We start from the raw sequence: 15,220 nt of genomic DNA on the forward strand, positions 1-15,220 counted from the left end.
AACCCATTGGAGAAGAAGCCGCGATGCGTGATACGGCCAGTGGCCCGCGCGTTTTGCTGAAACGGCTCCGCGAGCTCATGCAAGAGCCGCTGGAGCCGCAGGAGCGGCTTGACCGGATCGTGCGCGACATCGCCTCCAACATGGTCGCCGAAGTCTGCTCGCTCTACGTGCTGCGCGCCGATTCCGTGCTTGAACTCTATGCCACCGAAGGCTTGAATCCGAACGCAGTCCACCTGGCGCAATTGCGGCTGGGGCAAGGCCTGGTCGGCACCATCGCGGCCAGCGCGCGACCACTGAACCTTTCCAATGCGCAGGAACATCCGGCCTTCGCCTATCTGCCGGAGACCGGGGAAGAGATCTACAATTCCTTCCTTGGCGTGCCGGTGCTGAGGGCAGGGCGCACGCTGGGCGTGCTGGTTGTCCAGAACAAGACAATGCGCCACTACCGTGACGATGAGGTCGAGGCGCTGGAAACGACGGCGATGGTCATCGCCGAGATGATCGCCACCGGCGACCTGGCTCGATTGACCCGGCCCGGCCTCGAACTCGACCTGCGCCGCCCCGTGAGCTTCACTGGCCTGTCCTTCAACGAAGGCGTCGGCCTTGGCCATGTCGTGCTGCACGAGCCGCGCATCGTCGTCACCAACCTGTTCAATGAGGACAGCGAGGAAGAAGTCCGCCGGCTTGAAACGTCGCTCGGCTCGCTCAGGCTTTCCATCGACGACATGCTGGAGCGCCGCGACGTTGCCTTCGAGGGCGAGCATCGCCAGGTGCTGGAAGCCTATCGCATGTTCGCCAACGATCGCGGCTGGGTGCGCCGGCTGGAGGAGGCGATCCGCAACGGCCTGACAGCCGAGGCAGCCGTGGAGAAAGTGCAAAGCGACATGCGCGCGCGCATGCTGCACATGACCGACCCCTATCTGCGCGAGCGGATGAGCGATTTCGACGACCTTGCCAACCGGCTGCTGCGCCAGCTGATGGGACGCGGGCCGGATGATGTCGCGGCTTCATTGCCGAAGGACGCCATTCTCGTCGCTCGCTCGATGGGCGCCGCCGAACTGCTCGACTACCCCAGGGACAAGCTGCGTGGCGTGGTGCTGGAGGACGGTGCCGCGACCAGCCACGTCGTCATCGTGGCGCGCGCCATGGGCATTCCGGTCGCCGGCCAGATGAAGGGCGCCGTTTCCATGGCGGAAAACGGCGATGCGATCATCGTCGACGGAGAAGAAGGCACGATCCATCTGCGTCCGCAGCCGGACCTAGAAGCGGCCTACGCCGAAAAGGTCCGCTTCCGCGCGCGCCGGCAGGAAGTCTACCGCGAACTGCGCAAGAAGCCGTCGGTGACCAAGGACGGCGTGCAGGTCGATCTGTTGATGAATGCGGGTCTCGCCGTCGACCTGCCGCAACTGGCCGAGGCCGGTGCGGCCGGCATCGGCCTGTTCCGCACCGAGCTGCAGTTCATGGTGGCATCGACGTTCCCTCGCGCCGAAGCCCAGGAAAAGCTCTATCGCGACGTGCTCGACGCGGCGCGGGGCAAGCCGGTCACTTTCCGCACCATCGACATCGGCGGCGACAAGGTGCTGCCCTACTTCAAGGGTTCCATCCAGGAGGAGAACCCGGCGCTCGGCTGGCGGGCGATCCGCCTGACGCTCGACCGGCCGGGTCTGCTCAGGACCCAGATTCGCGCCTTGCTCAAGGCCTGCGGCGGGCGCGAGCTCAAGCTGATGCTGCCGATGGTGACCGAGCTCGGCGAGATCGCCAGGGCGCGCGAGATCATCGACCGCGAAGTGCGGCACCTGTCGCGCTTCGCCCATCATCTGCCAACCAGCCTCAAGCTTGGCGCCATGCTGGAAGTGCCCTCGCTGCTGTTCCAGCTCGATGAGTTGATGCAGGCGGTCGATTTCGTCTCGGTCGGTTCGAACGATCTGTTCCAGTTCGTCATGGCCGTCGATCGCGGCAACACGCAATTGTCCGACCGGTTCGACACGCTGTCGACGCCGTTCCTGCGCGTGCTCAAGCAGATCGCCGATGCCGGCGTGCGCAACCACACGCCGGTGACGCTGTGCGGCGAACTCGCCGGCAAGCCGATCTCGGCGATGGCGCTGATCGGCCTCGGCTACCGTTCGATCTCGATGTCGCCGGCCTCGATCGGGCCGGTCAAGGCGATGCTAACGGAACTGCCGCTGGATGAACTGAAGGCTTTCTTCGACGACAACCTCATGGCGCCAGCCCAGGGGCTGCCGATGCGGGCGCTGCTGCATGCCTTTGCCGACGACCGCTCCATTCCGCTATAGCATTTCATCATGATCAACCTGCCCCGGGACCGCATGGATCAAGTCGTCAAGCGTTTCGAGATGCTCGAAGCGCAGATGTCGGCCGGGCCGGCGGCCGATGCCTATGTGAAGATGGCATCGGAATATGCCGAGATCCAGGACATGGTCGCCAAGGTCCGGGCGCTGCGCTCGGCCGAACATGAGCAGGCCGACCTCGAAGCGATGCTTGCCGACAAGGGCACTGACGCCGAGATGCGCGCGCTCGCCGAAGCTGACCTGCCCGAGGTCGAGGAGCGCATCGAGCAATTGCAGAAGGACATCCAGATCCTGCTGTTGCCCAGGGATGCCGCCGACGACAAGAACGCCATTCTCGAAATCCGCGCCGGCACCGGTGGTGACGAAGCCGCCCTCTTCGCCGGAGACCTGTTTCGGATGTATGAGCGCTACGCTGCGGAGCGCGGCTGGCGTTTCGAGACGGTATCAGCCAGCGATGGCGATGCTGGCGGCTTCAAGGAAATCATCGCCACCATCTCCGGCAGGGGCGTCTTTGCCCATCTGAAATTCGAGTCCGGCGTTCACCGCGTGCAGCGTGTGCCGGCGACGGAGGCCAGCGGGCGCATCCACACGTCGGCGGCGACGGTTGCTGTGCTGCCGGAAGCGGAAGAAGTCGACATCGATATCAGGGCCGAGGACATCCGCATCGACACGATGCGTGCTTCGGGTTCCGGCGGCCAGCACGTCAACACCACGGATTCGGCTGTCCGCATCACCCATCTGCCAACCGGCATCATGGTGGTGCAGGCGGAGAAGTCGCAGCATCAGAACCGGGCGAAAGCCATGCAGATCCTGCGGGCGCGGCTCTATGACCTCGAACGCGGCAAGGCGGACGAGGAGCGCTCCGAATCGCGCAAGTTGCAGGTCGGTTCGGGCGATCGCTCGGAGCGCATCCGCACCTATAATTTTCCGCAGGGCCGGGTCACCGACCACCGCATCAACCTGACGCTCTACAAGCTCGACCGGGTGATGATGGGCGAGCTCGACGAAATCATCGACGCGCTGCTTGCCGATCACCAGTCGAAGCTGCTCGCCGATATCGGCATCGATGGCTGATCATCTGCCGGAGGCGCTGGGGCCGTTGCTGCGAGCGGCGCGGGCGCGCCTGGACGCCGCAGCGCTGGACAGTCCGAATCTCGACGCCAGGCTGATCGTCGAGCATTTCTCCGGCACGACCCGCACGCAGGCCATTGCGGATCCCATGCGGACCGTGGATCCCAGGGCGATTGCCGAGATTGACGCTGCCCTGAAGAGGCGGACCTCCGGAGAGCCGGTGCATCGCATCCTCGGCTATCGCGAATTCTACGGGCTGCGGCTGTCGCTGTCGCCGGAGACGCTGGAGCCACGGCCGGATACCGAAACGCTGGTCGAGGCAGTGCTGCCTTTCGCCAAGGCAACAGCAAGAGAAGGCGCATGCCGCATCCTCGACCTGGGAACCGGTACAGGCGCCGTCGCGCTGGCGCTGCTGTCGGCCGTTCCCGAGGCCATCGCGACCGGCGTCGATGTTTCGGAGGGGGCGCTGGCGACAGCAAGCCGCAATGCGGAAAGATTGGGTTTCGCCAGCCGGTTCAAGGCACTCAGATCCGACTGGTTCGCAAAAGTTTCCGGCCGGTACCATGTAATTGCCGCAAACCCTCCCTACATACCATCTGAAGATATCGAAAATCTGCAGGACGAGGTCCGCGATTTCGATCCTCGCCTGGCCCTTGATGGCGGCGTGGATGGTCTTGGTCCCTACCGGATCATAGCAGCGGAGGCTGCGGGTTTTCTGGAAGCTGAAGGTAGGGTCGCGGTCGAGTTCGGCCATACGCAACGCAACGAGGTTACGGAAATATTCTCCGCCGCCGGCTACAGGTTGGCGGGGGCGTTTTGCGACCTCGGTGGAAATGACAGGGTTCTGGTCTTCGAACTGTGAAAGCCCTGATGCGGTGCAAAAAAAGCGCTTGGCAATGCCGGGGAATGCGGCTAGGGTCGCCTTAACCGGATGAGACGAAGCAGGCAGTGCTCTTAGCGATTCGGTCTTCCTTAGAAATAGCTGCCTTCTTGCGCAAACGACGCCAAGCTTCGTGCGGGAATCGTCCGGCAAGTGATGTAACCGGAACAGGATGACACGTGGCGCCAACGCAATCGATGCGGGCGAACGCCGGTGAAGAAACGAAACGGTTGGCTGCATGAGCGCCTCCGTCCGTGAAGAGTCTTTCGAAAATTTCAAAATGAAGAGAGTTTGATGAGGCCCCAACAGCAGAACAGGCGCATGCGCGGTCGCAACAACAATGGCGGCGGCGGTGGCAACAATAACAATAATAACAACAACAACCGCAAAGGGCCCAATCCCCTGACGCGCAACTACGAGAGCAACGGCCCGGACGTGAAGATCCGCGGATCGGCTCAGCAGATCGCCGAAAAATACGCCACCCTTGCCCGTGATGCGCAAAGCTCCGGCGACCGGGTCATGGCGGAAAACTATCTCCAGCACGCCGAACACTACAATCGCATCATCGCTGCCGCACAGGCGCAGATGCCGATCCAGAACGTCCAGCAGAATCGCGACGATTTTGATGATGACGGCGATGAGGATCGTGATGAGTTCGACAATGGTGGCAACAACAGCAATGTCACCGACACCTCCTCTCCCGTGGTCAATCATGGCGCCGGTCCCCAGCCGGTGATCGAAGGCACGCCGGCTGAACTGGCATTGAATCCGGAAAACGGCCGCGGCAATGGCGGGCGTGACAACAATGGCGGGCGCCATCGTGATCGCCGCCCCAATGGCGGCTATGGCCAGAATGGTCAGCGCGAGCAAGGTGATCAGCGCGGCGAACAGAACCGGCGCAATGATGCGCCTGTGCAGGCGGAGGCCGCGCCTGTCGCGGAACCTGTCTCCGTGCCGGAGCCCGCACCGCAGTTCGATAATTTTTCACCGGCAGCTCTTGCCGCCCAGGCGGAACTGAACGAGGCGGCTGCCGAAACCGGCGCCGTGCGCCGCCCAAGGCGTCCACGCCGTCCGCGTGTCAGCGCCGACCAGGCGGGCGGCGGTGACGACAATGCAGCCGCCGGCGAGGCCGGTGCAGCGCCGACCGAAGGCGCCGATGCGGAACCGACGGCGGTCACCGTCGAGAACTGATCGGACAATTTTGGACTATCGAGCGGCGGAGAGAAATCTCCGCCGTTTTTGTTTGCGCGGGCATGGAATATCATGCGCCTGCAGTCTTGAGGGACCGTGATTTGCGCACCATATCAGCGTCAACTGGATCCGGCTCGAATGAGCGGATCCGTCACCACAATCTGATCCGGTGCCGCAAAGCGGGCCGGTGATGGAAGGAGACAGATATGAACCTTGAGAAATACTCAGAGCGCGTGCGCGGCTTCATCCAGTCCGCACAGACGATGGCGCTCTCGCGCAATCACCAGCAATTCACTCCCGAACACATCCTGAAAGTTCTCGTCGACGATGACGAGGGCTTGGCCGCGTCGCTGATCGAGCGCGCCGGCGGCAGCGTCCGCGACGTCAAGCTTGGCGTCGAGACGGCACTGGAGGCGATGCCCAAGGTCGAGGGCGGCAATGGCCAGCTCTATCTGGCGCAGCCGCTGGCCAAGGTGTTTTCCACCGCCGAGGAACTGGCCAAGAAGGCCGGCGACAGCTTTGTCACGGTCGAACGGCTGTTGCAGGCGCTGACCATGGAGAAGTCTGCCAAGACCGCCGATATCCTGGCCAAGGCCGGCGTCACCGCGCAGGCCCTGAACCAGGTCATCAACGACGTCCGCAAGGGCCGCACCGCCGATTCGGCGAGTGCCGAACAGAGCTATGACGCGCTGAAGAAATACGCGCGCGACCTGACCGCCGATGCCCGCGCCGGCAAGCTCGATCCGGTCATCGGCCGTGACGATGAGATCCGCCGCACCATCCAGGTGCTGTCGCGCCGCACCAAGAACAATCCGGTTTTGATCGGCGAGCCCGGCGTCGGCAAGACGGCGATCGCCGAAGGCCTGGCGCTGCGCATCGTCAACGGCGACGTGCCGGAATCGCTGAAGGACAAGCAACTGATGGCGCTCGACATGGGCGCGCTGATCGCTGGCGCCAAATATCGCGGTGAGTTCGAGGAGCGGCTGAAGGCCGTGCTCTCCGAAGTCACCTCGGCGGCCGGGGGGATCATCCTGTTCATCGACGAGATGCACACGCTGGTCGGCGCCGGCAAGGCGGATGGCGCCATGGATGCGTCCAACCTTCTGAAGCCGGCTCTGGCGCGCGGAGAATTGCATTGCATCGGCGCCACCACGCTCGATGAATACAGGAAGCATGTCGAGAAAGATCCGGCGCTTGCCCGCCGCTTCCAGCCGGTGTTCGTCGACGAGCCGTCGGTGGAAGACACCGTTTCGATCCTGCGCGGCCTGAAGGAAAAGTACGAGCAGCATCACAAGGTGCGCATCTCGGATTCGGCGCTGGTGGCCGCGGCGACGCTGTCCAACCGCTACATCGCTGACCGCTTCCTGCCGGACAAGGCGATCGACCTGGTCGACGAAGCCGCATCGCGGCTGCGCATGCAGGTCGATTCCAAGCCGGAGGCGCTGGACGAGATCGACCGCCGCATCATGCAGCTCAAGATCGAGCGCGAGGCGCTGAAGGTCGAGACCGACGATGCGTCGAAGGACCGGCTTGTCCGCCTGGAAAAGGAACTTGTCGGCCTTGAGGAGGAATCGACCGAGATCACCACCAAGTGGCAGGCCGAGAAGCAGAAGCTCGGGCTTGCCGCCGACCTCAAGAAGCAGCTCGACGAGGCGCGCAACGAACTGGCCATTGCCCAGCGCAAGGGTGAATTCCAGCGTGCCGGTGAGCTTGCCTATGGCAAGATCCCGGAGCTGGAAAAGAAGCTCAAGGACGCCGAGGCCCAGGACGGCAAGGTTGGCATGGTCGAGGAGGTGGTCACTCCCGACCACGTCGCCCATATCGTCTCGCGCTGGACCGGCATTCCGGTCGACAAGATGCTGCAGGGCGAGCGCGACAAGCTGCTGCGCATGGAAGACGAGATCGGCAAGCGCGTCGTTGGCCAGGGCGAGGCGGTTCAGGCTGTCTCGAAGGCGGTACGCAGAGCCCGCGCGGGCCTGCAGGACCCGAACCGGCCGATCGGCTCGTTCATGTTCCTCGGGCCGACGGGCGTCGGCAAGACCGAACTGACCAAGGCGTTGGCCAACTTCCTGTTCGACGATGAGAGCGCGATGGTGCGCATCGACATGTCGGAGTTCATGGAGAAGCACTCCGTCTCCCGGCTGATTGGTGCTCCTCCCGGCTATGTCGGCTATGAGGAAGGCGGTGCGCTGACGGAAGCCGTGCGGCGCCGGCCCTATCAGGTTGTGCTGTTCGATGAGATCGAGAAGGCGCATCCGGACGTGTTCAATGTGCTGCTGCAGGTGCTCGATGACGGCCGCCTGACCGATGGTCAGGGCCGCACGGTCGACTTCCGCAACACGCTGATCATCATGACCTCGAACCTCGGCGCCGAATATCTCGTCAATCTCGGCGAGGACCAGGATGTCGATGTCGTACGCGACGAGGTGATGAACGTCGTCAAGGCGTCGTTCCGGCCGGAGTTCCTCAACCGCGTCGACGAGGTGATCCTGTTCCACCGGCTGCGCCGGCAGGATATGGGCCGCATCGTCGAGATCCAGCTCAAGCGGCTGGAAAGCCTGCTGACCGATCGCAAGATCACGCTGTCGCTGGACAAGGACGCGGTCGAGTGGCTGGCGGCCAAGGGCTACGATCCGGCCTATGGCGCAAGGCCGCTAAAGCGGGTGATGCAGAAGGAACTGCAGGACCCGCTGGCGGAAAAGATCCTGCTCGGCGAAATCCTCGACGGATCGACCGTCAAGGTGACCGCGGGGTCCGACCGGTTGAATTTCCGCTCGAAGCCGACGGTTGTGGCGACCGAAGCGGCGGCCTGATCAATGCATGTCGACCAAAAGTGACACCGGTTTTGGGACCACGACATGCATAAGAACAAAGATCTGAAGCGCGTCGCGCTTTAGAATGCCGCGCGTCCAGTCCAGTCTGGACGCGCGGCATTTCATACAAGAGGTGGGCGCGGATGACGCTGGACGACTACAACAGCTTCTGTGCCTCGCTGCCTTCGACAACCCACGTTGTCCAATGGGGCGGAGCCCATGTCTGGAAGGTCGGCGCCAAGGTCTTCGCGATCGGCGGCTGGGATGCCGACAAACAGCTTTTCGTCACCTTCAAATGCTCCGACATCGCCTACGATGTGCTGAAGGAGCAGCCGGGCCTGCGGCCAGCACCTTATCTTGCCTCGCGCGGCATGAAATGGATCCAGCGCCATGCAAGCCAGAGTATGGATGATGACGCCTTGAAGGACTATCTGCGCGAGAGCCATCGCCTGGTCGCGCTGAAGCTGACGAAACAGGCGCGTAGGGAACTGGGCTTCGCTGTGCGCTAATATATCGGAAATCCGCCATCTTCATGCCCGGTTCATGTTGGAACCATATGGTGGATGCTGAGTTGCTGGCGAAGGGGTTCGCCTAGGGAAACGCCGGGCGGCGGCAGTTACGGACCGGAGAGTTTGGCCACCATGTTCCGCACGATCTTCACCCTTTCGGCTCTCGCCGTCGGGCTCATGTCTTCCGGTGCGTTCGCTACGCCGATGTCGGATAGCGGGCCGCGCATCGTCCGCGCCGCTGATGCCGGTATCCAGGTGGCCCAGAACGGCAACATCGACGTCTATTACGATGCGAGGGGAAACCGCGTCATCGTCGATGCGGACACCGGCAAGGTGATCGCCATCCAGCCGCCGCAGACGCGATTTGATGGTCGCGCGTTCCGTCGCGACCGCGACCAGGCAGACCGCAACCTTGGCCCGGTGACGGATGACGATGGCTATTATCTCGACAATCCCGACGCCACGCCGCGCTCGCGCCGTCAGCGGTTGGACGGGGAGGGCCGGGTGATCCTGCCGCCGGCGGATCAAGACGATCCCTATGGCGACAATTCCGCGAATGCCTATCCGCCGGCGCCGCAGGATGACGGGAGCTACCGCAACACTTATCCGGATGCGCCGCAGCCCGTTAAACCGAGCATCGCCAAGCCGGACACGGTCAAGCGTCAGCCGCTCAACGAAGCTTCGATAGAGCCGGTTCAGCCGGCGGTGCCAACCGCGCCGACGACCGACCAAACCGCCCTGCCGCCCAATGTTGGTGGCAAGACCGCTGTCGATCCCTCACTTTCGCTTGGCGCACGCCAGGATGTCGCCGGTCTGCAGGTGCTGCTCGATCGCGGCGGTGCTTCGCCAGGCGTCATCGACGGACGGTTCGGTTCGAATGTCGACAAGGCGCTCGCCGCCTACAACCAGATCAATGGCACCAACCTGAAGTCGACTGATTCTGTCGGCATCCAGGCCGCATTGGCGCAGTCCGGCGGCGATGCCTTTGCTTCCTATACGATTACGCCCGAGGACGTGGCCGGTCCCTATGTGGCGTCGATCCCGGAAGATTACAGCCAGAAGGCGCAGCTCAACTGCATGTGCTACACCTCTGTCACCGAGGCGCTGGCGGAGCGCTTCCACATGGACGAGAACTATCTCAAGTCGATCAACAAGGGCCTCGACTTCAACCGTCCCGGCACGATCGTCAAGGTCGCCAATTTCGGCAAGCTGGTCTCGACGCCAGTCGCGCGCATCGTCGCCGACAAGACCAAGAAAGAAGTGTACGCCTACGATGCGGGCGGCAAGATGGTCGCAGCCTATCCCGCGACCATCGGCTCGGCCGACACGCCGTCGCCCACCGGCATCCACGCCGTGTCGCGCATTGCGCTCGACCCGAACTATACCTACAACCCGAACATCAATTTCAAACAGGGCCAGAACGACAAGATCCTGACCATTCCTCCGGGCCCGAACGGACCGGTCGGGTCGGTCTGGATCGCGCTCGACAAGCCGACCTACGGCATCCACGGCACGCCCGAGCCGTCGAAGATCGGCAAGACCGAAAGCCATGGCTGCGTGCGGCTGACCAACTGGGACGCGCGCGAACTCGCCAAGCTGGTATCGCCAGGCGTTACCGTGGAATTCGTTGGCGGACCTTCAGCCGATGACGTTGCGCAGCAATGAGCCGCGCAGCGCAGCAGCATAGATCAACTGCACGACCAGAATGAAGCCGATGCTGAGCAACGGGTTGATCAGGCAGAGTGCGGCGCCGACCGCCCATAGGATCTGCGCCTTGACGATGCGCAGATAGACCGTGCGCCTCGTTTCAGCGTCGACATCTTCCGCCACAAAGCCGTTCTTCTCCGCATAGCGCCAACTGGCGAACAGGGTGACACCGAGCATCAAGAGATTGAGCCAGTAGACGAGTACGGCGGTCCTGTAGTCGAGGAAGTCAGCCAGCAGGTCGGTCGAGAACGGCAGCAGGGCGATGAACGCCAGAAAACAAAGGTTGAGCGTCGCCAGCCGCCGGTCGGACTTTGCGATGAGCCCATGCTGCGCCTGCTGGCCGAACCAGAAGATGGTCAGGGTCAGGAAGCTGAGCGCATAGGTCAGGAAGCGGGGCGCCAGTGCGGCGATCGCGGCAAGCAGATCGTGTTCTGAATGGATTGCCTCATGCGCCGGCACCCTGATCTCGAGAACGATCAGGGTCAGCGCGATGGCGAACACCCCGTCGGTGATGCCGACGATCCGGCCGCGTCCCTCCGCCGATGCTTCGAGTGGACGCTTCATCGATGTCTCCCCGCTGGCGATTGTCCAAAAGCTTAGCATGACTACCGCCGTTTGCACCCGGATAGGGCACGACGAAGCGGCTGGTTTCAATGACGGCAAGCTGCTGGCCGGTTGTTGGCGGCGCATCGACGGTCTAAGCAGGGTTCCATGCATTCACCCGATGAAGCCGCCGCCGTCCCGCTGACCAGCCCGGTCACCAATGGCACGTTCTGTCCGCAATCGCAGCGGCGCTTCGTGCTGATCGCGGCGATCCTGGCGTCCGCGCTCGGCTTCATCGACGGTTCGATCCTGGCCATCGCCATGCCGGCGATCCGTGTCGATCTCGGCGCCAGCCTTGCCGAGGCGCAATGGATTTCCAACGCCTATGCGCTGACGCTTTCGGCGCTGATCCTCGCCGGCGGTGCGGCCGGCGACCGGTTCGGCCTGCGCCGCGCCTTCGTCGCCGGCATTGCCTTGTTCATAGCGTCGTCGCTTGCCTGCGCGGTGGCGCCGAACCCTGGAATCCTCATAGCGTTTCGCGCCATCCAGGGCATTGGCGCCGCGATCATGGTGCCGGGCAGCCTCGCCATCATCGCCAAGGCCTACCCGAAGAATGAACGCGGCCGGGCGATCGGCATCTGGGCGGCGGCTTCGGCGCTGACCACGGCCCTTGGTCCCGTGCTCGGCGGTCTTGTCCTGTCAGCCTTTGGCGACGGCATCTGGCGAGCGATCTTCGCGATCAACCTGCCGCTCGGCCTTATCTCGATCTATCTTCTGGTCACCAAGATTCCAGCCGACGCGCCGGTGCAGAAACGGAATATCGATCTCGGCGGCGCCGCGCTCGCAACGCTGGCGTTCGGCGCGCTCGCCTACGGGTTGACCTCGATGAGCGCCAAGGGCGAGGGGCACATGTCGGGGCCGAGTATTGCCACCGGCATGGTGCTGCTCATCGCGTTCATCGTCTTCGAACGCCGGCAGCGCGAACCGATGATCGATCTTTCGCTGTTTCGCATCCGAGCATTCGTCGGCGCCAATGTCGCGACCTTTTTTCTCTACTTCGCGCTGTCGGCCAATCTGTTCTACCTGCCGATGCTGCTGATCGCCGCTTGGGGGTTGAGCACGGCCGAGGTCGGCTTCATCTTCCTGCCGCTGTCGGCTTGCATTGCGCTTCTGTCGGGGCTCGTCGGGCAGCTGTCCGACAGGATCGGGCCGCGTTTCCCCATAGCCTGCGGCAGTCTGATCGTCGCCATCGCCTTTGCCGGTCTTGCCTTGCTGACCCATGCCGGCATCCGCAATTTCTGGACCGGGGCGTTCCCGCTGATGGCGTTGATGGGGTTGGGCATGGCGCTGGTCGTCTCGCCGCTGTCGACCGCGATCATGACCGCAGTGGAAGACAAGGATACGGGGGCTGCGTCCGGCATCAACAATGCCGTCTCGCGAATCGGAGGCCTGATTGCCGTGGCGGCAATGGGATCGCTTGCCGCCTGGGTCTACGCGAATGCACTCGATGGAAATGCCACGCCCGGCGTTCCAGGCTTTGGCGAACCGGCGCCGGCCGGGCTTGCTCCGGCACTCGATGCGGCAAGGCTTGCGGCAAGCGACGCAGCCTTTTCGGCGGTCGCGTCGGTGACCGCGCTGCTCTGCCTGCTTTCGGCGGTCATTACGTGGATGACTGTTTCCGGCCAAGCCCTGCCGTGGTCGCGCCGCGCGGCGGATCCGCGAGGCTGAAGCGGCTTCAGCCTTCTATCTTGGCGCTCGCGACCTTCAGCGAATCGCTGTCCTGCTGCTTGAGCAAATCATCGATGCGTTCGCGCTCGCGCTTGAAGGCGACAAGGTCGTCGCCCTTCAGCACCTTGCCGACCGGCAGGCGCACGCGCATCGAATCGACCTTGGTGCCGTTGACGATCAGTTCGTAGTGAAGATGCGGTCCGGTGGAAAGACCCGTCTGGCCGAGATAGCCGATGACCTGGCCCTGGCGAACGCGCACGCCCACTTCGATGCCTTTGGCGAAAGCGCTCTGGTGGTTGTAGGAGGTCTCGTAGCCATTGGCATGGCGGATCATGATCTGCTTGCCATAGCCACCGGCCCAGCCGGCCTTCTCGATGACACCGTTGCCGGCGGCAATGATCGGCGTTCCGATGGGAGCCGCCCAGTCCGTGCCGGTATGCATGCGCACGTAACCCAGAATCGGATGCTTGCGTGCACCGAAGCCCGAGGTGAACCGGCCATTCGGCAAGGGATTGCGCAGCAGGAACTGTTCGGCGCTCGAGCCATTCTCGTCGAAATAATCGGTTCCGCCGTCATGCATCTGGAAACGGTAGAAGTTGCGCGTCGTGCCGCCGAAGGTCGCCGAAACGTAAAGGAGCTCGGAATCGTCGGAGGTCTGGTCGTCGCCATCCGGCTGCGAGAACAGCACTTCGAGGCGATCGGCGGGACTGAGCCTGGACTGGAAGTCGACATCGGACGCCAACAGCTTGATCAGCCGCTGCGTCATCGCCTTCGACATGCCGTAGGAATAGGCGGCGCGGTAGATGCCGTCATAGATGTTGGGCAGGTTACCGCGCACCACCACCGGTGCGGACGAATCGTCGAACGCCGTCAGCAATTCGGGATTGGGGTCCGGCTCCTGCGCCGGCACATACTGGCCGCGATCGTTGAGCGCGATGGTCACGATGTGCTGGGTCTTGTTGTAGACACTGGTGCGAACGACCTTGGCGGCATCGCCATGCACCTCGAGCCCTACGCGCAGCACGGTCCCGGCTTTCAACGCCGGGGCATTCAGCAGTTTGCTGATCGCCTCGGCCATCCCGGTGGCGTCGTCGCCGGTATAGCCGGAATCGGCGAAGGCCTCGGTGATGTCGAGGTCCTTGGTGAAGGGAATGATTTCCTCAGCGAAGGCCGGCGCCTGGTCATCGGTGGCGGCGCGCGGCGCCACCGACACATTTTCCGGCACGATCTTCACATCATAGGAACCGGCTATGCTCTGGCTGAGCTGATCGCCGAAGCGCTGCGGGTCGACATAGTGCAAGGAGGCGACCTGGATGGCGCCGTCGCCGAGGTCGGTGCCGGTCTCGCGCACCACCTTTTCCACCTCGTCGGCGGAAAGGTCGCTCTTTTCGTCGAAAGCCGCCGTCTCGATCGGAAAATCGACCGTCTTCAGGCTCATCTCGCTCTCGACCTTGGCGCCGTAGATCTGGCCGGCGGTGGCGGTCGATGTGGCCGGCTGGCCGGCGTTGTCGTCGCTGCCGTCGCCAAACACCTGCATCGGGTCGAAAGGCGGGTAGGGGCGGTTGGTCGTGTGCCCGGCAGCCAGCGACATCTTGATCTGCACGAAAGGCATGGTGTGGATGACGTCGCGGTCACCGACCTTGGTCACCATCGACACTTCCATGCGCCGGCGGTCCTTGGCCTTGGCAATCTGGCGCGGCGCGACAAGTCGGGTGGTCTTGGCGATCTCGCCGGAATCGTCACTGTTGGCGAGGCTGATCAGTTCGGCGATCTCGGGCGGCGTCGCCAACTGCTGCCGACCGTCAAGGGCCGCGAACAGCGCAACGCCCATGAGGACGCTGGAGGTCACGCCAGTAAGAAAGGTGCCTGACAGCCAACGCGCCGAAACCTCGCGGCGGTCCGGCGGACCGCTGCGACCGTCCGCGATCAGCGGCGGCTCATTGCCGAGTGCGGCTATGACATCTTCCGTGTCTGGCATCCAGAAAGGCTGCTTCTTCCCCAGGCGGAACGGCTTGTCGCTTTTGTTGTGGCCATGACATTTGCCTGTCACGGCTGATGAAGTCAACGAAGCGCCGGCCCTCGATCGAATTCGTCTCGCTTACTCCCTTGCTGAAGCGCTCTTATAAAGGACGCGCGGCGTCCTCTATATAAAGGCTCCTGAAGGGGTGCTCGCGCGGACGGTGCAGCGCCTGCTTCGTTAGGCTCGGTGTCGAACCCCAATGCGGCGGCAATAGGGCTCCTTCGGGGCTGCCCGGCCATGTTATCCACATTCCGCTGGGGCAGTCGGCTACCGAAAAAGCGGGTGCTGAGATTTCTGTCGCAAAAAGTTCAAAAACTTCGAAATCAGTGTTGACAGTTTGTCGGGGTGGCGACTATATACGCCTCAACAACGAGGGCGGCGCGCCGCTGGCGACGAAGAAGTTCGCTTCTACAACTGCCCTCCGCGAAATTCAAGAGAGCCGCGTAAGC

Annotated in this window: 10 protein-coding genes; 8 read left to right on the forward strand and 2 right to left on the reverse strand. The window is 63.2% G+C overall.

Going from position 1 to position 15,220, the window contains the following annotated elements; all coding sequences use genetic code 11:
- Positions 1–23 precede the first annotated feature (23 nt).
- The 7 genes from ptsP to ABVQ20_RS33455 all read left to right on the forward strand — a co-directional run bounded on the left by ptsP (position 24) and on the right by ABVQ20_RS33455 (position 10,438).
- Complete coding sequence (gene ptsP, locus ABVQ20_RS33425) at positions 24–2,294, forward strand: phosphoenolpyruvate--protein phosphotransferase (protein WP_354464089.1); 2,271 nt, start codon at positions 24–26, stop codon at positions 2,292–2,294.
- A gap of 9 nt (positions 2,295–2,303) precedes the next feature.
- On the forward strand, positions 2,304–3,383 hold the full coding sequence (gene prfA / locus ABVQ20_RS33430; RefSeq protein ID WP_354464090.1) for a peptide chain release factor 1: 1,080 nt from the start codon (positions 2,304–2,306) through the stop codon (positions 3,381–3,383).
- Positions 3,376–4,242, forward strand: coding sequence for a peptide chain release factor N(5)-glutamine methyltransferase (gene prmC / locus ABVQ20_RS33435; protein ID WP_354464091.1), 867 nt, complete (start codon positions 3,376–3,378; stop codon positions 4,240–4,242). Before prfA ends, prmC begins: the two co-directional genes overlap by 8 nt.
- A 312-nt stretch (positions 4,243–4,554) precedes the next feature.
- Positions 4,555–5,451, forward strand: coding sequence for a DUF4167 domain-containing protein (locus ABVQ20_RS33440; RefSeq protein WP_354464092.1), 897 nt, complete (start codon positions 4,555–4,557; stop codon positions 5,449–5,451).
- A 206-nt stretch (positions 5,452–5,657) separates the two neighbouring features.
- Positions 5,658–8,264 carry an ATP-dependent chaperone ClpB gene (gene clpB / locus ABVQ20_RS33445; RefSeq protein ID WP_354464093.1) on the forward strand — a complete coding sequence of 869 codons (2,607 nt, stop codon included), beginning with the start codon at positions 5,658–5,660 and terminating at the stop codon, positions 8,262–8,264.
- Between the two features lie 143 nt (positions 8,265–8,407).
- Positions 8,408–8,773 carry an MmcQ/YjbR family DNA-binding protein gene (locus ABVQ20_RS33450; protein WP_354464094.1) on the forward strand — a complete coding sequence of 122 codons (366 nt, stop codon included), beginning with the start codon at positions 8,408–8,410 and terminating at the stop codon, positions 8,771–8,773.
- A 132-nt stretch (positions 8,774–8,905) separates the two neighbouring features.
- Positions 8,906–10,438, forward strand: a complete 1,533-nt coding sequence (locus ABVQ20_RS33455) for a L,D-transpeptidase family protein (RefSeq protein ID WP_354464095.1) — start codon at positions 8,906–8,908, stop codon at positions 10,436–10,438.
- Here the strand turns inward: ABVQ20_RS33455 and ABVQ20_RS33460 are convergent.
- Positions 10,412–11,044: a TMEM175 family protein gene (locus ABVQ20_RS33460; RefSeq protein ID WP_354464096.1), complete on the reverse strand. Its 633-nt coding sequence runs from the start codon at positions 11,042–11,044 to the stop codon at positions 10,412–10,414. The genes ABVQ20_RS33455 and ABVQ20_RS33460 overlap by 27 nt on opposite strands.
- Before the next feature lie 147 nt (positions 11,045–11,191).
- On the opposite strand from ABVQ20_RS33460, the gene ABVQ20_RS33465 reads away from it, so the two are divergent.
- Complete coding sequence (locus ABVQ20_RS33465; protein ID WP_354464097.1) at positions 11,192–12,751, forward strand: MFS transporter; 1,560 nt, start codon at positions 11,192–11,194, stop codon at positions 12,749–12,751.
- A gap of 7 nt (positions 12,752–12,758) precedes the next feature.
- On the opposite strand, the gene ABVQ20_RS33470 is transcribed toward ABVQ20_RS33465, so the two are convergent.
- Positions 12,759–14,729 carry a peptidoglycan DD-metalloendopeptidase family protein gene (locus tag ABVQ20_RS33470; RefSeq protein ID WP_354464098.1) on the reverse strand — a complete coding sequence of 657 codons (1,971 nt, stop codon included), beginning with the start codon at positions 14,727–14,729 and terminating at the stop codon, positions 12,759–12,761.
- Positions 14,730–15,220 lie beyond the last annotated feature (491 nt).

The sequence above is a fragment of the Mesorhizobium shangrilense genome (genome assembly GCF_040537815.1).
Lineage (GTDB): Bacteria > Pseudomonadota > Alphaproteobacteria > Rhizobiales > Rhizobiaceae > Mesorhizobium > Mesorhizobium shangrilense.